This window comes from Flavobacterium sedimenticola (assembly GCF_030053345.1).
In the GTDB taxonomy this organism is placed as follows: Bacteria; Bacteroidota; Bacteroidia; order Flavobacteriales; family Flavobacteriaceae; genus Flavobacterium; species Flavobacterium sedimenticola.
In genome coordinates this window covers 14,818-31,856 of sequence record NZ_JASGBP010000011.1, presented here as the reverse complement: position 1 = coordinate 31,856, position 17,039 = coordinate 14,818, and the positions used below count along the sequence as shown (strand labels likewise).

The window sequence follows — 17,039 nt, the reverse complement described above, 5'->3', positions numbered from 1 at the left end:
CAAAAACATACATTACAATGGCATCTACAGCAGATATTAGAAACGGACTATGCATCAAATTCAATCACGATATATACAAAATCGTTGAATTCCTTCACGTAAAACCGGGTAAAGGTCCGGCTTTCGTGAGAACCAAATTAAAATCACTAACCAACGGAAAAGTATTGGACAATACGTTTTCTGCCGGTCATAAAATCGACGTGGTTCGTGTTGAAACGCATACGTTCCAATTTTTGTATTCAGAAGGCAATGACTTTCATTTTATGAATACCGAAAGCTATGAACAAATTACCCTGAACAGAGACGTTTTAGATGCGCCCGATTTGTTAAAAGAAGGAACTAACGTAATGGTACAAATCAACACCGAAACCGATATGCCATTATCAGTAGATATGCCGGCTTCGATTGTTTTGGAAGTAACCTATACCGAACCGGGAGTAAAAGGGAATACAGCGACTAACGCTACCAAACCGGCTAAAGTAGAAACCGGTGCTGCGGTCAATGTACCTTTGTTTATCAATGAAGGGGACAAAATCAAGATTGATACCGCTACCGGTAAATACATGGAAAGAGTTTAATCCAGTTAGCAGTATTCAGTGATCAGTATGCAACTATTATGCAACACTGGACACTGAGTACTGAATACTGAGCACTAAAATATGAAGTTCCCAAGAATCCATACTCTTAAAGAAATTGCCCAAATCATTGGTTGCCAATACGTTGGTGCCGATGATTTTGCGGTGCATGGCATGAACGAAATTCACGTGGTAGCGCCCGGGGATATCGTTTTTGTCGACCATCCCAAATACTATGATAAAGCACTGCAATCGGCGGCGACTATTGTTTTAATTAACAAAGAAGTCGAATGTCCCGAAGGCAAAGCCCTTTTAATTTCCGATGATCCGTTTAGAGATTTCAATATCCTTACCCAACATTTCCGACCATTTGTGGCGGCTCAAGCGGCCATATCGGCTTCGGCAACCATAGGCGAGGGAACCATTATTCAACCCAATTGTTTTATCGGGCATAATGTAACCATTGGTAAAAATTGCGTGTTACATGCCAATGTGATTGTGTATGATAATACCGTTATTGGCGACCATGTGATTATCCACTCGGGTACCGTTTTGGGAGCCGATGCTTTTTACTATAAAAAACGTCCCGAAGGATTTGACCAATTATTGTCGGGCGGTAGGGTAGTCATCGAAGACCATGTCGGCATCGGTGCGCTCTGTACCATCGACAAAGGGGTAACCGGAGACACGACCATCGGAGCCGGAACCAAAATTGACAATCAAGTCCATGTGGGTCACGACACTGTTATTGGCAAAAAATGCCTCATTGCGTCGCAAACCGGTATTGCCGGTTGTGTGGTCATTGAGGACGAAGTGACGCTTTGGGGACAAGTCGGAACCACCAGCGGTATTACCATTGGGGCCAAAGCCGTGGTACTCGGTCAAACCGGTGTCACTAAATCTATCGAAGGCGGAAAAAGCTATTTCGGCACACCGGTAGAGGAGTCTCGTGAAAAACTAAAACAACTGGCCAACGTTAAACGCATACCCGATATTTTAAATAAATTGAAATAAGTTATGGGCGCTAAAACTATCGTTCAAAATTTTTACAAATCAGATGTACTGCTCGAACCGGAAAAAGTGAATGCTTTATTGCATCCCGATGTAATCTTGGAATGGCACAGCAGTAAAGGTTTTTTAAAACTCCACAAAGATCAGATTATCGAACTCAGCCATGAGTTGGGCAAAGCGTACCTGCGGTCCAAATCAAGGATTTCTCATATCGTTTCAGACGGCAATACCGTATCGGTACGCTATTCGCATTTTGTAAAAACCATAGAGAATCCCAGAGAAGAGATGCTCTTGGCGCATTTTATGGTGATTTGGGAAGTTAAAGACGACAAACTGTACCGCGGTTACCAAATGAGCCAGCTATAGTATTTTTGCAAAAAACTATTCTGCGCATACCCAAACACTGAATACTATTTCATACTTTTGCAACACATTACATAACACAAATAAACAAACACAAACATGAGCGTTTTAGTCAATAAAAATTCAAAAATAATAGTACAAGGTTTTACCGGAAGCGAAGGAACGTTTCACGCTTCTCAAATGATTGAATACGGAACCAACGTGGTTGGCGGTGTAACACCGGGAAAAGGCGGAACCACGCACTTAGATCGTCCGGTTTTCAATACCGTTAAAGATGCCGTAGAGCAAGCCGGAGCCGATACTTCAATTATTTTTGTACCGCCGGCCTTTGCTGCCGATGCGATTATGGAAGCGGCTGATGCCGGTATCAAAGTCATCATCGCCATCACCGAAGGTATTCCGGTGGCCGATATGATTAAAGCGTACAATTTTGTAAAAGGTAAAAACTGCCGTTTGGTAGGGCCTAACTGTCCGGGGGTAATCACTCCTGAAGAAGCCAAAGTAGGTATTATGCCGGGCTTTGTATTCAAAAAAGGCAATGTGGGTATCGTATCTAAATCGGGTACCTTAACCTATGAAGCGGCCGACCAAGTGGTTAAACAAGGTATGGGAATTACAACGGCTATCGGTATCGGTGGCGACCCGATTATCGGGACAACCACTAAGGAAGCGGTAGAGTTGCTAATGAACGATCCGGAAACGGAGTGCATCATCATGATTGGTGAAATCGGCGGACAATTAGAAGCCGATGCCGCACGTTGGATTAAAGAAAACGGAAACCGCAAACCGGTTGTAGGATTTATCGCCGGTGAAACGGCCCCTAAAGGAAGAACCATGGGACACGCCGGGGCCATTGTTGGGGGTTCCGATGATACCGCCGAAGCCAAAAAACGCATCATGAGAGAATGTGGTATCCACGTAGTGGATTCTCCGGCAGAAATCGGTAAAAAAGTAAAAGAAGTAATGGGATAATTTATTCCTTTATGTGCTGTAAATAATAGAAAGCCTCGAGAAATCGGGGCTTTTTTTATTTAAATTTTGGCGTTCCCTTTCAGGTCGGGCTTTCGGCTGTCGCTTCCCGAAAAAATCGGGAGAGCTCCGCAAAGCCTCAATCCCTAACGCATTAATTCGGAAACGGATTGGACCATTTCGGGTCGGTATATACATTCGTTCCGGAAAGCGTTCTGAGAAAAGCAATCACTGCATTAACCTCAGGAGCAGTCAAATGCAATTGCTGACCAAAACCATTCGGACGCAACTTCGCATCCAAATTGGTATTTCCGGGCGCAATATTTATCGTCCCATAATGACCAACCGCCGCTTGCAAGGTTGTAATCACTCCGGTATGCATCATCGGGCCGTTAGTGGTTCCGTCTAACTTCACCAAATCGCGCAACGAAGGCGCTCGAGTATTGCCTACATCAATTCCGGTGCCGTTTAAAACGCCGATAATACCGTTGTTGCCGCTATTCGGATTGATGTCAAACTCGGGTGCCGCATGACATCCGGCACAACCCAAACCGCCCGAGGTGCGATTGCCGTTACCGTCAAAAACGGGCGGTGCCAAAAACAAATTTTTTCCTTGGTTTTCCTGATTGGTAAAATTCGGAAAGGGCTGGGCATCATTGGCGACTTGCGCCCTTCCGATATCATATTTACTGTCAAACGATTGAATGCTGCGCACAAACTGCGCCAACGCCAACTGAATTTTAGCTTCCGTAATTTCTTCGGAACCATACACCCATTGAAACAACTCTTTGTAATAACCAATGGCGCTGAGCTTGGTAAGTAAGGCGCTAAAATCGGCATCACCATTGGTACCGCTAAAACCCATTTCGCCGTGGTCTTTAATCGGCATCGTGGTTTGGGTTTCCAAATTAACGGCGCGTTCGTTCCAAAAAAATCGGGTTTCGTTGGCAAACCGCGTGTTAATCAAACGCATCGAATGCCTTCCGGTGGTACCGTTTACACCCGTACTGGCCACTTGGGTATCGCTGAACGCATTGGCTTGTTGGTGGCAACTCGAACAGGAAATCGTGTTGTTGGAAGACAAATCTTTATCGTAAAACAACACCCGTCCCAAAGTGGCGCCTTTATCCGTAATCGGGTTTCCGCCACTGTTGTCTTTGGTAATGTAATTCGGAATGGTTTGGTTGGCATAATTGTACAAATTATCCGGATTTACAGCAGACCCGAAAGTAGCGCTGATATTCGTATACGGATTCACCGGAACATAGTCGGAGCTGTCATCACTGCCGCAAGAATAGCCTAAGACTACTATCATGGCGACCCAAATTCGTTTCATCATACTAAAAGGTTTTTTATTCCGTTTCCACTACCAACAAGTGGCGCCTCGGAGATGGGTTAGGATTTTGATATCAAAAGAGAGAAAAGGTTTAATCGCTATTTATTCACGACAACCTTTACCGTTTTTTCGGTGTTTCCACCGGCAATTTTAACGAAATAGACACCGTTATAAACGGTAATCAAATCCAATATACTAAGCGTGCTGCCCTGTAAAATTTCACCGGTCATTACCACTTTACCCAATTCATCAATCAGCCACACGGTACTGTTGGTTGGCTGACTGTCGGTTTGAATGGCGATGAATTCTTGGGCTGGATTCGGATATACTTTTACTTGTATTCCGGAAGCGTCGAATTCGGCATTATCCAACGTGTATTGGGTCGTCGCCTCAGTTATGGAAGCCACTTGTGAGGCGGTGCGATTGCCGTAAAAAGTCGGACCAACCGCATACGGATACGCCGAATTGTGATTGGCATCAACCGTGGCAAAATAGCAATACGTGCCGTTCGGATATTCTGGAGTAACACAAAAACGACCGTTGTGTACATCCAAATAACTCGGATCGGACGGGTGCGCTACAAATTCATAATCTTCTCTGAAATACCCCAAAGGATAGGTCGTACTCACGGCCGGTCCGTCGGTCACATTCGTACCGTCGGCATAATGGGTTCGAGTAGTAATATTACGGAGTTGGTAACTCGACTTGATTCTCACGATACCACCGGTGCCATCAGCATTGGCGTAGCCATAGGCACCGTAAATCGGGAAACCGTCATACGCAAACCCAATCAAAGGCGAATGCTCATTTGGATTAATCACATACAATCCGTCTGAAGGGTAGGTATTGCAAATGTTGGAAATGACCACCAAGTCTAAATTAAAGGCACTCGGATTTTGGTGATGGTGGTAGTTGCCCATCGCCGGATGCGCTTTGGCACAATCAAAACCAACACGTTCCGCATATACCGCGTCACGGTTCCAAACACCGTCTCCGGTGCAACCCATAATCGGGCCGCCACAAATCTGACTCGTCGAATTCTTCCAGGAAACACCGTCGCGGTAATCAAACAAAGCCACACCGTTTTTAAATAAACCGATATTGCCTGCGGTTGTATTGGTTGGTGTGCCGGTATTTTGGGTTGGGCTTAACGGAAATCGGAAAATAGCGCCGTTTCTACTGGTCGCCAACGACGGATTGCCGTCCAAAAACGGACCGGTAATGTAGGCCGGAATTCCGTTGGTAGTCACATACACCCAATTGTTGGAATATTGCACAGTTTGTACGTTGGCCAAAACCGCATCGTTAATAGGTGTAGGGTTACCCGAAACATAATGGCGTCCGGTAATTCCGGTGGTGTTGCGCAACCAGGCGGTAATGGCCGGGTTGGTTTGAGCCCAAGTGGTCACTTGGGTCAGTAGAAGCAGCATAAATACAATTCTTTTCATAAGGGTCATAAGGTTAGTTATAGGGTTAGACGCACAAATGGTTACATTCTTGCGTTTGATTTCATTTTATTCTCTCGGAAATTGAAATCGCGGATTAAACAGGAAGGTTTTATCGGTTAAGGTGTTTAAAAACACTTCCATATCAACACGTTCGTTATCAGACAAGTTCATGGGTTTGGCTAATTCTTTCGGCAAACTTTTATCATGTCCTAAAGAATTGTAATGTTTGATGACTTCGTTTAGTGTTTTAAATCGGCCATCGTGCATGTACGGTTTTGTAAATTGAATGTTTCGTAAAGTCGGAATTTTAAAACGTAGGTGATCTTCTTTGCGCCCGGTAATTTTTATTCGGCCCAAATCATTCAATGCAGTATCAACCGCCAAACCGTTTCGTTCAAATTTGTCACTATTGAAAAGTGGTTCGGTATGACAGGAAGCACAATGTTTTTTAAATAAAACATATCCGTTTTGTTCTTGTGCATCAAACGATGTTTCACCACGCATGACTTGGTCATATTTAGAATTAGTTGATTTTAGTGAAACGGTGAATTGAGCCAAAGCTTTTAAAAGACGCTGTGACGTAACTTTTTCATCACCATAAGCCTTTGCAAACAGATTCCGATATTTGGAACTTTGTTGCAACTTGGCAACCACATGCTCAAGTTTTTCATCCATCTCCACCGGATTGGTAATCGGATTGATTGGCTGTACTTCGAGATTGTTTACGCCTCCATCCCAATGAAAATCTTTATTCCAAGCCAAATTGATTAAGGCCAAAGAATTCCTTGTTCCTTTTTTTCCTTCAATGCCATGACTTAAGTCGTGATCAACATGGGTGAAACCGGTAGCTTGTGCATGACAACTTGAACATGAAATAGAATTGTCGCGGGACAATATCGGGTCATAAAACAAATGGCGGCCTAATTGGAACTTTTCTTCAGACAGCGGATTTTTCTTGAAATCGTATTCGGGCTGCGGCCAACTTTTGGGTACTTCGAAATAAAGGGGTGTAAAATAACTTTTGGAGAATGCTAAAATCCCAAAAACAACTCCTCCAAATCCCAATATAAGAATGGCTCTTTTCATTCTGAATAAAACATTTTACTACTTAAATCTGCTAATTCCATAGCGATTTTTCCGGGAATCATAACTGAGTTTGTTGTAGCCAAAGTGACTTCGGCAAAAAAAACGGAAACATCAATGCTTATGGAAATATCGCTTTTATTATTGATATTAATTACTTTTTTTCGCATCGCATTATACGGCTGTAAATAACCGCCTAAATGGAACTCGAATTGATTTTTCCTGGTCTTACAACTTGGACTTTGCCCTTCAATTTTCATATTGACATAACCGCTTTGCCATGCCCAATACATTCCTTGAATCGGATCTAAATCGCCACCCAAAGCGCCGGAAGTATTAGTTGTACTGTCAATACCGATATTGAAAGTAACTTTTGAAATTATTTTATCACTGTTCTTTGTAATAGGGATTTGCAGCGAACTCGGATTTGCTAAGTCGAGTAGGTGATGGCTGTTTTTTTCTTTGAAAACGGTTTTGTCAGCAAATTGGATTTCAAGATCCGAAACGTAACATTTGAAAGCCGTTACAGTTATGGTGTCTTTTTTAGTGCTAACATATCGTTTGTTTAGTTCCAATGGAAATCGGTCAAAAACAACTTTAAAATTAACGTTCAGCGAATCGTTGCTTTGCGCAAATAACTGAAAGCAAAACAACAAAAACAAAACGGTATATTTTCTTTTAGTCATGTCTTGGTCCGCGAGGTTTTGGCGCAAATATTTTTGGCAATTCGCTAATCAGTCTGTCAAAATCTTTTTGTTGCTGTGCATTACATAAATTTCGGATATCCTGAAAATGTTTGAAATGAGTCTCTTCAACTTGTTGTTGCCAATAAGACAATTCGTTTAAAATACCCTGTTTTCGTTCTTTTAATTTTACATCGGTAGAATCCCTGTACAAAAAAGTATACAGCAAATATTTTTTGTGTCTGATATTATCATCCAAGTGTTCAATTTCAGCACGATGCCACTGAATCAGTTTGTCATATTCCTGCTGCTGTTTGGCATCAAAATGCAATTTCTCTATGATAATTTCTCTGGGTTCGGGTCTGCCTTTATGAGGTAATTTACCGGGTTTTGGGCCGCTCAAAAACAGGAAACTTAAAGTTGCCAAATTGAGCAACAATAATCCTATGACTGCAATGGTTAATAGCTTTGTTTTCTCCATAACTTCTAATAAAGTTGGTTGCTTTGGTTTACAGTATTTTCAAAATAAATAGCGGTTGTATTGTCCTTTTGCTTGTTTTGGTTTCCTAACAAAAAAATATTGATGGCAATCAAGGCCGCAATAGAAGCAGCGGTCATCCAAACGGTTTTGGGTGATACTTTGTTTTGCTGCTGTATTTTCTTTTGGATTGTGGATAATAAATTGTCATTCGGCTCAACAGTTGTCATGCCGTTAGTGCTGCTCATTATTTTTTGAATCCATTGTTCTTTTTCCATATTCAGTTAGACGAAAATTATTTTTTTTTCTTGCGATAGGTCTCAAATTTTTCCCCTAATTTTTCCTGAAGCGATGCTTTGGCTCTGAACACAAGTGACTCGACAGCGGAAATACTGACTTCCATTACAGCCGCAATTTCGGGATTAGGCAACCCTTCTACTTTAGATAGGAGGAAAGCAGTCTTTTGATTTTCGGTCAGGGTATTGATGGCGTCAAAAAGAATTTGAGCATCTTCCCGGTGTTCCATCAAAATGCCGGGATGTTCTAAGGTGGTGGCATTGAGATATTCTTTTTCGTCTTGACTTTTCGGACCAAAAATAAAGAACCGCTTGCGACTGTTTTTCTTTTTGACAACATCCAAACACTGATTGATGGTAATGCGATATAACCAAGTTTTAGGCGACGATTGATGATTAAAGGTATCGAGCGAATGGTAAACTTTTACAAACACATCTTGGGTAACTTCCTCAGCATCTTCCCGGTTTTGCAAATAATGCAACGCCATGTTGAATACAAGGGTTTTGTATTCTTGGTACATGCTTTTAAAAGCGGCGTTTGGCTGTTGCATCTGCAATTTTATGATTTCTTTAAGACTTTGAGAAATAACAAAGGTTTAAAGTGATTGATTTTTTTTCAACCTTTAAATTATTGTTATATTTGACCTTTCATTACAATAATCATCCGCGACACAACTAAATGGGTAGTGTGTGTAGCGGAATAAATCAAATTTTTTATCCTATGAAATTATTAGAAGGAAAAGTAGCCATCATCACCGGAGCCAGCAGAGGAATCGGTAGCGGAATCGCTAAAGTTTTTGCACAACACGGAGCCCATGTGGCTTTTACTTATAGTTCTTCTGCCGAAAGCGCTTTGGCATTGGAAAACGAATTAGCCGCAATGGGTATCAAAGCCAAAGGATACCAATCGAATGCAGCCGATTTCAACGAAGCTCAAAAATTAGTGGATGATGTCATAGCCGAGTTTGGTACTGTAGATGTTCTTATTAATAATGCCGGAATCACCAAAGACAACCTTTTGATGCGTATGAGCGAAGAAGATTTTGATAAAGTAATTGAAATCAACTTAAAATCGGTGTTCAATATGACCAAAGCTGTTCAGAAAATCATGCTTAAAAACCGCAAAGGTTCTATTGTAAATATGAGTTCTGTGGTTGGTGTAAAAGGGAATGCCGGACAAGCCAATTATGCGGCTTCCAAAGCCGGTATGATTGGGTTTACCAAATCGGTTGCCTTAGAATTAGGTTCGAGAAATATCCGTTGCAATGCCATTGCACCGGGTTTTATTGAAACTGAAATGACCGCCAAACTAAATGACGACGTAGTACAAGGTTGGAGAGATTCCATTCCGTTAAAACGCGGCGGAACTCCGGAGGATGTTGCGAATGCTTGTTTGTTCTTCGCTTCCGATATGAGTGCCTACGTTTCGGGACAAGTGTTGAATGTTTGCGGCGGAATGCTGACTTAAAAAAAGTAGGCAGAGATCAGTGGTCAGTTTTCAGTAATTAAGTGTTTCTAAAATATTTTTTATGATGTTTCAAGATTTGTTAGCTTATCAAAAATCATTTGAGTTGGCTATGCGTGTTTTTGAAATTTCTAAGTCTTTTCCAAAAGAAGAAACCTACTCATTGACTGATCAAATCAGACGTTCATCAAGAAGCGTTCCTGCCAATATCGCTGAAGCTTACCGAAAAAGAATTTACCCGAAGAGCTTTCATAGTAAACTGACTGATAGTGACGCAGAAAATTCGGAAACACAAGTTTGGTTAGAATTTGCTTTTAAATGCAATTATATTAATCAAATTGCTTACGAGGAACTTGTTAATTATAGTTTAGAAGTTGGAAAGCTCATTAATTTTATGATAGTAAATCCCAATAAGTTTGGAGTAAAAACGAATTAATAAAAAGTTGGCAGTGTTCAGTAATTAGTAGTCGGAAATCCTGATATATTGACCACTGGACACTGAACACTGAACACTGAACACTATAAAAAATGACCACCAACACTGTTTTACTGATCGTACTTGCCTTGGGAATAGCGTTTGCTGTGTCATTTTTCCAATACCTATACAAAGCCAAAAGCCGGTCGAGAGTGACATTGCTTTTGGCTTTTTTACGTTTCCTGACCGTGTTTGGGGTATTGTTGCTGTTCATCAATCCCATTATTACCCGGAAAACAGTGGAAACCACCAAAGTTCCGCTGCCGATTGTGATAGACAACTCGGCTTCGATAGCCGACTTGAAAGCCGATAAACAGGCTTTGGAAGTATGGGATAAGCTCAAAAATAACGATGCGCTGAATGCTAAATTTGAGGTGCAAACCTATCAGTTTGATGAGGACTTTTTGCCTTCGGATACCCTTGATTTCAAAGGAAAACAATCGCAAATGGATATGGTGGCCAAAAACCTCAAAAATATCTATAAAAACCAATCATTTCCGACAGTTTTAATTTCAGATGGCAATCAGACGTCGGGGGAAGATTATGTTTTCGGTTTTGATCCCAATAACAAAGTATATCCGTTAGTCGTAGGCGATACAACCACCTATTTGGATTTGAGAATTGCGCAACTAAATGTGAACAAGTATGCCTTCCACAAAAACAAATATCCGGTGGAAGTCTTCTTAAACTATGCCGGAACGAAAGCCATCAATGCTTCGTTTAAAATTACCCAAGGTAATTCGGTTTTAAATGAGCAAACCGTGGCATTTTCGCCAGACAAAAAATCGGCAATCATTGAGGTCTTATTACCGGCAGACAAAGTCGGGCTTCAGGTGTTAAAAGCAACTGTAACTTCCAAAGAGCAAGAAAAGAACACCTACAACAACACCAAAAATTTTGCGGTGGAAGTCATCGATCAAAAGACAGAAGTGGCGTTGGTAGCCGAGATGTCGCATCCCGACTTAGGTGCTTTAAAACGCAGTATTGAGTCTAATGCACAGCGAAAAGTAACCTTACTTAAACCAAATCAAATCAGTGATTTAGAAAATTACAATATCCTGATTTTATACCAACCAACAACCGCATTCAAATCGGTTTTCGAACAGAATAAAAACGCCAAAATCAATACGTGGATTATTACCGGAAACGATACCGATTTTAATTTCCTGAACCAAAATCAAACGGTCTTTCAGTTTAAGATGAGTTCTCAAAAGGAAGATTTTCGCCCCAATTTCAATGCGCAATTCAATTTATTTGCGTTAGACAATATCGGGTTTGCGCAGTTTCCGCCATTGGAAAATCCGTTTGGCAAAATAGAAGCCAAAACAAACACCAACACCTTGTTGGAAGCTACCATTCGCGGTGTGAATATCAATCAACCTTTGTTTTCTTTTGCCGAAACACAAGGCAACCGTGCGGCGTATTTGTTTGGTGAAAACCTCTGGAAATGGCGTGCAGAAAGTTATTTAAGCCAAAAAAGCTTTGCCGATTTTGATGTATTTGCCGATAAAACCATACAGTATTTGGTCTCCAACAATGCGCGAAAATCGTTAATAGTAACTCATGAACGGTTTTACAATTCGGGAGAAGGTATCGAAATCACCGCCCAATATTTTAATAAAAACTATGAGTTAGACGAAAAAGCGCGACTCACCATTGCGGTTACCAATACTAAAACCAAGCAAGTTAAAAAGTATGATTTATTAAAGGCAACCAATACGTTTCAAGTCAACTTAGACGGTTTATCCGCCGGAAATTATACGTTCACCGTAAAAGAATTGAATTCCAATTCAACTTATTCGGGCGGATTTGAGGTCTTGGATTTCGATATTGAAAAACAGTTTGTGAATCCCGATTGGAATAAACTCAATCAATTAGCCCAACAAACGCAAGGAAAAGCGTATTTACCCAATCAAGTGGACAATTTGATTCAGCAACTGACCGCTGATGAAAGTTACAAAGCCGTTCAAAAAGTGATTACCAAAAAATCGCCGTTGTTGGATTGGATTTGGTTGTTGGTGTTGTTGGCGGCCACTTTAACGGCAGAATGGTTTATCCGAAAGTACAACGGATTACTCTAAACGATTTCTCGTAACCCTTTTTTCAACGGCTATCACCAATAGTATTCCGGCAACATAGGCTACCAAATCTTCCCAAGCAAACGAAGTGCCGATGACGGTACGAGCCAGCTTGTTGTCCTGCAAACCCAGCGTCTCAATAATGTTAGCATACTGCAGGAATTCGATTCCGAAAGAAAACAAAAGTACGCCCAAAGCGGCTTTCGGGACAGCCACTTTTACAAACGTTTTTACAAAACAATAGATCAACATAACCACCAAAACATCGCCCAAATACGGACGAATAAAACCATCGTGAACGAATAGGGCAATGCACACTTCTATACCGAAAAGGAGTAGGGTCAGCATAAAATAACTTTTCGAAAAAGTAAACATCAATACGAATGAATTGAATTAGTGCACTCGGGTAATCGAATAAATCTTGAGGCGAATATAATCGTAATACAGCGCAATCACTAATATGGCCGAAGCCAAAAACAATGTTCTGATTCCGGCGGAACCATACACAAATCCCCCTAAAACACAACCTATAAAAAAGAAGGCAATAATCGAAAATCGCAAGTAAATGTTATTTTTCAATTTGCGTTGCTGTTCCTCTTTCTTGTAAAAAAACAATTGCGACAGCTCGATACCTAAATCGGTGAACAAGCCCGTTAGATGTGTAGTTCTCACGGTAGACTGCGACACTTTGGTCACCAGGGAATTTTGAACTCCCATAGCAAATAACAGTAAAAAGGCAGCGGCTTTACCTTGCCAAAAAGCAATACTTGCCGGTGCCAAAAACAGAGCTACAGCAGTCAGAATACTAATTTCAAGGGTTATGGGTACCACATAAGCCAATCGGGGTTTCCGTTTCAGTACCATCTCTACCAAAGTGCTTGCTGTAAAAGAACCCAACAAAAAGCAAAAAGTAAAAAACAAAAAAGTAACGGCAATACCGTAATTGTGCTTGGTAATCTCTTCGGCAAAATAGGCAAAATGACCGGTAACATTGGTCGTCAGGGTTTGCAACGCCAAGACTCCGGTAACATTGACAATGCCGGCCACCAAAGACAGTAAAGCTGCCAATCGGAGATTGTGAAGAAAGGTTCTTGCTTTACCTTGATGTCTGAACATGGGCCAATGTGCTTCAAATAGAACAACTACTTTTTGGTCATGACGAGTTTCATGCCGCCTTGGTCTAAGGTCATTTGTTTGTCGGCTGTATTGAATTCTAATTTGATGCCGGCCAATGGAAATTCAAAAACATCTTTACGCACCGCATCCAACGGAAAGGCATTTTGACCGGTTGCCTGAGCCGTTATGGTATTTCCTTCTTTGCGAATGGTAATGATTAACGGAATTTCGGGTGAACTGTATTCGCCGACGTATAAGTCTAAATCTTCTGGCTTTACCTCAATAGTATTGAAGGATGGTACTTTGAAAGGCTTACCGAAATAACTGCTCAATGCACAAATTAAAATTTGATTGTTATCGTACGTATTCCCGTTTGAGGCCACGGCAATAGCTAATTTACTTGTGGGAAAATACGAAACCGAAGAAGAAAAACCATCGATACCACCGGTATGTCCATAACCCTTATTCTCATAAAACGGCACTTGGAATATCCCCATACCGTAATTGTCTTGTATGGTTATCATTTGATCCAAACTCTTTTGGGAAATGATTTTTCCGGCAAACAAAGCCTCTATAAATTTCGTCAAATCGGCAGGATTCGAAACTAAAGCACCGGCACCCATGGGAACCGACATGTCCGTTTCGGTCTCTTTTTGCCACGAACCGTCGAAGGTATAGGAATAACATTCGTTGTTGGCAATATTGGTTTTACCACCAAAATACGTATTTTTCAGTCCGAGTGGTTTGCCAATTTTAGCATCAACGAGCAGGGCATAGGGCTTCTTATAAATCTTTTCCAAGATATAACTCAGTAACACATAATTAGAATTGCTGTATTCTGCTTTGGAATTCGGTTCAAACTCCGTTTTTCCTTTGGCTATGAGTGCCACCATCTCTTTTTCGGAAATGGGTTTGGTGTTGTAAGACAAATAATCTTCATCATCGGTAAAACTGTGAATGCCGCTGCGGTGATTTAATAAATTACTGATGGTAATTTTAGAAGCATTTTGTATTGCCGGGAAATAGCCCTCTATGGTTTTATTTAAATCCAATTTACCTTCTTCCACCGCTTTAAAAATTAAGCAAGCCGTAAAGGTTTTTGAAATAGAACCAATGCGGTATTTCGTAGCACTTGTAGCCTCTTTGCCGCCGGCAACATCGGCTTTACCGATGGTTTTGGCAAAAATGGTTTTTCCGTTTTCACTGATGGCAATACTGCCCATGTATTTGTCTTTGGCCTCCAAAACCGAGAATAAACTGTCGAGTTTAGCCGTGTTGAATGTTTGAGCGAATGCACTGAAAGTAGTACATAAAATAAGGAACGATAAGGCGATTTTTTTGGTCATAAAATTTTTGCTTGATTGAAGCGTAAATTTACTAATTATTGTAGCGCAAAAGACCAGATAAACGATTAATTATCGATTGAGCTTTTGATGACGCAACAAATAAGCCGAAGTTTGATAATACGCAATAGTTTCGTTTATCAAATCTTCTTGCTTTTTTAAGATAGGCTTTTCCAAATAAACCGATTGAAATTCGGGTTTTACATTCGCTTTAGGTTCAAGTGTTAATTGGTATTGTTTTACTTTTTTAACCGGTGACAAAACCGTTAATACATTATCCTTTATCATTCCTAAATCCTGATAAGTGGCTACAAAAGCTCTTGGCTTATAGGTGGCATCAAAAATGTCCTGACCGTAAAACTTGCTGTCGTAACTAAAGTTAAGCAAGCCAAATAGGGTAGGCATTACATCAATCTGCGACATCAAAGTGGTAACATGTTTGGGTTGGATGAACCCCGGTGCGTATACCATGGCCGGAATACGGTATTTTTCCAAAGGCAATTCGGTTTTACCCGAACTCGAAGCACAATGATCGGCCAAAATCACAAAAACCGTTTCCTTAAACCAAGGCTGTTTTTGGGCATCCTTAAAAAACTGTCCTAAAGCATAATCGGTATACTTCACTCCACCGCTTCTCGACTTTTTGTCGGCCGGAATATCTATTTTTCCCTCCGGATACGTAAATGGTCGGTGGTTACTGACTGTCATAATATGATTAAAGAAAGGCTTGTTTTGGGCGGCTTCTTTATTCATTTCGCGAATCGCTTTCCGATACATATCTTCGTCGCAAACTCCCCAAATATTAGAAAAACTGATTTCGTTTGGCTGAAATGTTTTCTTATCAATTATGTCATACCCATTGCCTCCAAAAAAGTCTTCCATATTATCAAAATAAGCATCACCGCCGTACATGTATTTTACCGCATAGCCCTTTTGTTTAAAAATAGCACCCGTGGTAAACTTGTTTTTATTGTCTTTTCGTTTCACAACACTTTCAGCGGCGCTAGGCGGCAAACAAAGTGTAACCGCTTCTAAACCCCTAACCGTGCGATTACCCACGGCATACAAGTTGGTAAACTGCATGCTGTGTTGCGCTAATGAATCGAGGAAAGGCGTGATGTGTTTTTCGTTACCAAACTCGGTCATGAAATCTTCACTCAAACTTTCGACGGTAATCAAAACCACATTTTTCCGAATTTCAGCGGAATCATTCTGCAAAGTGCGAAGGGTACTTTCGTTTTTACTCCCTGACAATTGATTTTGTAAAACCGTAAAAGCTTTCGATTTGGGTATTGACGGATAATAGGTGTCATAATCCAATTCATTGCTCATAAAAGCCGAATAAAACTTATACGCACCATTAGCCTGTAATTCATTAGCAAAAACATTAGTGTCCGATTCTCGCTGTGCCATTGCAGGAATAAGTTGCAGCGATAAAAAGAATAAAACAACATACAACACCGCTCCTTTTAATTTAGTGCTCAAGTCAGGCAAATGCCTTAAAAACGGACGACTTTGCTTCACTATAAAATACGTAATGGTAAACGCTACCAAGCCAACTGTGAGGAAAAGGGGAACAACCGGGTAGGATTCCATGATATTGCCGATAACCGTGTTGGTATATACTAAGTAATCTACGGCGATAAAGTTGTAACGCACACCGAACTCGTTCCAAAAGAAGAACTCGCTAACCGCATTTTGAACGATTAACAATACATAAATAAAAACAGTGATGAAGAATAATGCTTTTCGTATAGCATTTCGATACTTGGGCAAAAACAACAGCAATCCGAAAAAGAGTGTTTTTATTGCTACAAAACTGATGACGACTTCAGGAAGTGAACCACCGTATTCGTTGAGAATGGTGTTAAAGAAGCTGATATAAACTAATACAATCAAAAGCACACCGAAAATGACATATCCCCAAGGTTTATTGTATTTTGAATCGGACAAAAATAACAGATACAACCATAAAAAAACACCAATCACAATAAAAAAGGCGATGTCGTTTATAAGTCCGAACCCGAAAATTTTTAGTAGTTGTACTGCGTTAAACTCCGATTGTGTAATAGGATGAAACATTAAAACAATTCGAAGGATAAAATTGACAAGAAGGGAGAAATAGGCTAATTTAATGAACGGAGAGTAGTGCTTAAAATAGGACATAAACAGGGTTGAAATGATTTTATAATTGTAAAACAATTACAAGCGGTTTTACCCTAAATTAATTTTGGCTTAAGAGAATATCTTCCTTCTCATGAGCACCATTTTAACATTACTTATAACCATGGGTAGGGGAAAACAAGTACCGACTGTTTTA

General features: G+C 40.7%; 18 protein-coding genes. 7 read left to right on the top strand and 11 right to left on the bottom strand.

The window, feature by feature from the left end; genetic code table 11:
* The first annotated feature begins 17 nt into the window (after positions 1–17).
* From efp to sucD, 4 genes are all read left to right on the top strand, one after another.
* Positions 18–578 (top strand): elongation factor P, encoded by a 561-nt coding sequence (efp, locus tag QHT84_RS13100; protein ID WP_283240024.1) that lies wholly within the window; start codon positions 18–20, stop codon positions 576–578.
* An 81-nt stretch (positions 579–659) separates the two neighbouring features.
* Positions 660–1,589, top strand: a complete 930-nt coding sequence (locus QHT84_RS13095) for a UDP-3-O-(3-hydroxymyristoyl)glucosamine N-acyltransferase (protein ID WP_283240023.1) — start codon at positions 660–662, stop codon at positions 1,587–1,589.
* Between the two features lie 3 nt (positions 1,590–1,592).
* Positions 1,593–1,952, top strand: coding sequence for a nuclear transport factor 2 family protein (locus QHT84_RS13090; protein ID WP_283240022.1), 360 nt, complete (start codon positions 1,593–1,595; stop codon positions 1,950–1,952).
* A 96-nt stretch (positions 1,953–2,048) separates the two neighbouring features.
* Complete coding sequence (gene sucD / locus QHT84_RS13085; RefSeq protein ID WP_283240021.1) at positions 2,049–2,921, top strand: succinate--CoA ligase subunit alpha; 873 nt, start codon at positions 2,049–2,051, stop codon at positions 2,919–2,921.
* A gap of 151 nt (positions 2,922–3,072) precedes the next feature.
* Here sucD and QHT84_RS13080 read toward each other — a convergent pair whose 3' ends face one another.
* The 7 genes from QHT84_RS13080 to QHT84_RS13050 all read right to left on the bottom strand — a co-directional run bounded on the left by QHT84_RS13080 (position 3,073) and on the right by QHT84_RS13050 (position 8,793).
* A complete protein-coding gene (locus tag QHT84_RS13080; protein WP_283240020.1) occupies positions 3,073–4,257 on the bottom strand; it encodes a cytochrome-c peroxidase in 1,185 nt (394 codons plus the stop codon).
* 95 nt (positions 4,258–4,352) lie between these two features.
* Positions 4,353–5,702: a YHYH protein gene (locus QHT84_RS13075; RefSeq protein ID WP_283240019.1), complete on the bottom strand. Its 1,350-nt coding sequence runs from the start codon at positions 5,700–5,702 to the stop codon at positions 4,353–4,355.
* A 66-nt stretch (positions 5,703–5,768) separates the two neighbouring features.
* Positions 5,769–6,788, bottom strand: a complete 1,020-nt coding sequence (locus QHT84_RS13070) for a cytochrome-c peroxidase (protein WP_283240018.1) — start codon at positions 6,786–6,788, stop codon at positions 5,769–5,771.
* Positions 6,785–7,471, bottom strand: coding sequence for an MbnP family protein (locus QHT84_RS13065; RefSeq protein ID WP_283240017.1), 687 nt, complete (start codon positions 7,469–7,471; stop codon positions 6,785–6,787). Before QHT84_RS13065 ends, QHT84_RS13070 begins: the two co-directional genes overlap by 4 nt.
* Positions 7,464–7,949 (bottom strand): hypothetical protein, encoded by a 486-nt coding sequence (locus QHT84_RS13060; protein ID WP_283240016.1) that lies wholly within the window; start codon positions 7,947–7,949, stop codon positions 7,464–7,466. Before QHT84_RS13060 ends, QHT84_RS13065 begins: the two co-directional genes overlap by 8 nt.
* 5 nt (positions 7,950–7,954) lie before the next feature.
* On the bottom strand, positions 7,955–8,224 hold the full coding sequence (locus QHT84_RS13055) for a hypothetical protein (RefSeq protein ID WP_283240015.1): 270 nt from the start codon (positions 8,222–8,224) through the stop codon (positions 7,955–7,957).
* A gap of 17 nt (positions 8,225–8,241) precedes the next feature.
* Positions 8,242–8,793 (bottom strand): RNA polymerase sigma factor, encoded by a 552-nt coding sequence (locus QHT84_RS13050; RefSeq protein WP_283240014.1) that lies wholly within the window; start codon positions 8,791–8,793, stop codon positions 8,242–8,244.
* Positions 8,794–8,963: 170 nt separating this feature from the next.
* On the opposite strand from QHT84_RS13050, the gene fabG reads away from it, so the two are divergent.
* The 3 genes from fabG (at position 8,964) to QHT84_RS13035 (ending at position 12,263) form a co-directional block, all read left to right on the top strand.
* Complete coding sequence (gene fabG, locus QHT84_RS13045; RefSeq protein WP_283240013.1) at positions 8,964–9,710, top strand: 3-oxoacyl-[acyl-carrier-protein] reductase; 747 nt, start codon at positions 8,964–8,966, stop codon at positions 9,708–9,710.
* A gap of 61 nt (positions 9,711–9,771) precedes the next feature.
* On the top strand, positions 9,772–10,143 hold the full coding sequence (locus QHT84_RS13040) for a four helix bundle protein (protein WP_283240012.1): 372 nt from the start codon (positions 9,772–9,774) through the stop codon (positions 10,141–10,143).
* 92 nt (positions 10,144–10,235) lie between these two features.
* Positions 10,236–12,263 (top strand): hypothetical protein, encoded by a 2,028-nt coding sequence (locus tag QHT84_RS13035; protein WP_283240011.1) that lies wholly within the window; start codon positions 10,236–10,238, stop codon positions 12,261–12,263.
* Here QHT84_RS13035 and QHT84_RS13030 read toward each other — a convergent pair.
* The 4 genes from QHT84_RS13030 to QHT84_RS13015 all read right to left on the bottom strand — a co-directional run bounded on the left by QHT84_RS13030 (position 12,255) and on the right by QHT84_RS13015 (position 16,885).
* On the bottom strand, positions 12,255–12,608 hold the full coding sequence (locus tag QHT84_RS13030; protein WP_283240010.1) for a ribosomal maturation YjgA family protein: 354 nt from the start codon (positions 12,606–12,608) through the stop codon (positions 12,255–12,257). The genes QHT84_RS13035 and QHT84_RS13030 overlap by 9 nt on opposite strands.
* 45 nt (positions 12,609–12,653) lie before the next feature.
* Entirely contained in the window at positions 12,654–13,376 is a 723-nt protein-coding gene (locus QHT84_RS13025; protein ID WP_283240009.1) for a YoaK family protein, read from the bottom strand.
* 26 nt (positions 13,377–13,402) lie between these two features.
* A complete protein-coding gene (locus QHT84_RS13020; protein ID WP_283240008.1) occupies positions 13,403–14,722 on the bottom strand; it encodes a serine hydrolase domain-containing protein in 1,320 nt (439 codons plus the stop codon).
* A gap of 69 nt (positions 14,723–14,791) precedes the next feature.
* Complete coding sequence (locus tag QHT84_RS13015) at positions 14,792–16,885, bottom strand: LTA synthase family protein (RefSeq protein ID WP_283240007.1); 2,094 nt, start codon at positions 16,883–16,885, stop codon at positions 14,792–14,794.
* Between the last annotated feature and the right edge of the window lie 154 nt (positions 16,886–17,039).

Coding starts and splice junctions, on each gene's coding strand:
- efp (WP_283240024.1), top strand. CDS start 18: ATGGCATCTACAGCAGATATTAGAAACGGACTATGCATCAAATTCAAT.
- QHT84_RS13095 (WP_283240023.1), top strand. CDS start 660: ATGAAGTTCCCAAGAATCCATACTCTTAAAGAAATTGCCCAAATCATT.
- QHT84_RS13090 (WP_283240022.1), top strand. CDS start 1,593: ATGGGCGCTAAAACTATCGTTCAAAATTTTTACAAATCAGATGTACTG.
- sucD (WP_283240021.1), top strand. CDS start 2,049: ATGAGCGTTTTAGTCAATAAAAATTCAAAAATAATAGTACAAGGTTTT.
- QHT84_RS13080 (WP_283240020.1), bottom strand. CDS start 4,257: ATGATGAAACGAATTTGGGTCGCCATGATAGTAGTCTTAGGCTATTCT.
- QHT84_RS13075 (WP_283240019.1), bottom strand. CDS start 5,702: ATGAAAAGAATTGTATTTATGCTGCTTCTACTGACCCAAGTGACCACT.
- QHT84_RS13070 (WP_283240018.1), bottom strand. CDS start 6,788: ATGAAAAGAGCCATTCTTATATTGGGATTTGGAGGAGTTGTTTTTGGG.
- QHT84_RS13065 (WP_283240017.1), bottom strand. CDS start 7,471: ATGACTAAAAGAAAATATACCGTTTTGTTTTTGTTGTTTTGCTTTCAG.
- QHT84_RS13060 (WP_283240016.1), bottom strand. CDS start 7,949: ATGGAGAAAACAAAGCTATTAACCATTGCAGTCATAGGATTATTGTTG.
- QHT84_RS13055 (WP_283240015.1), bottom strand. CDS start 8,224: ATGGAAAAAGAACAATGGATTCAAAAAATAATGAGCAGCACTAACGGC.
- QHT84_RS13050 (WP_283240014.1), bottom strand. CDS start 8,793: ATGCAACAGCCAAACGCCGCTTTTAAAAGCATGTACCAAGAATACAAA.
- fabG (WP_283240013.1), top strand. CDS start 8,964: ATGAAATTATTAGAAGGAAAAGTAGCCATCATCACCGGAGCCAGCAGA.
- QHT84_RS13040 (WP_283240012.1), top strand. CDS start 9,772: ATGATGTTTCAAGATTTGTTAGCTTATCAAAAATCATTTGAGTTGGCT.
- QHT84_RS13035 (WP_283240011.1), top strand. CDS start 10,236: ATGACCACCAACACTGTTTTACTGATCGTACTTGCCTTGGGAATAGCG.
- QHT84_RS13030 (WP_283240010.1), bottom strand. CDS start 12,608: ATGCTGACCCTACTCCTTTTCGGTATAGAAGTGTGCATTGCCCTATTC.
- QHT84_RS13025 (WP_283240009.1), bottom strand. CDS start 13,376: ATGTTCAGACATCAAGGTAAAGCAAGAACCTTTCTTCACAATCTCCGA.
- QHT84_RS13020 (WP_283240008.1), bottom strand. CDS start 14,722: ATGACCAAAAAAATCGCCTTATCGTTCCTTATTTTATGTACTACTTTC.
- QHT84_RS13015 (WP_283240007.1), bottom strand. CDS start 16,885: ATGTCCTATTTTAAGCACTACTCTCCGTTCATTAAATTAGCCTATTTC.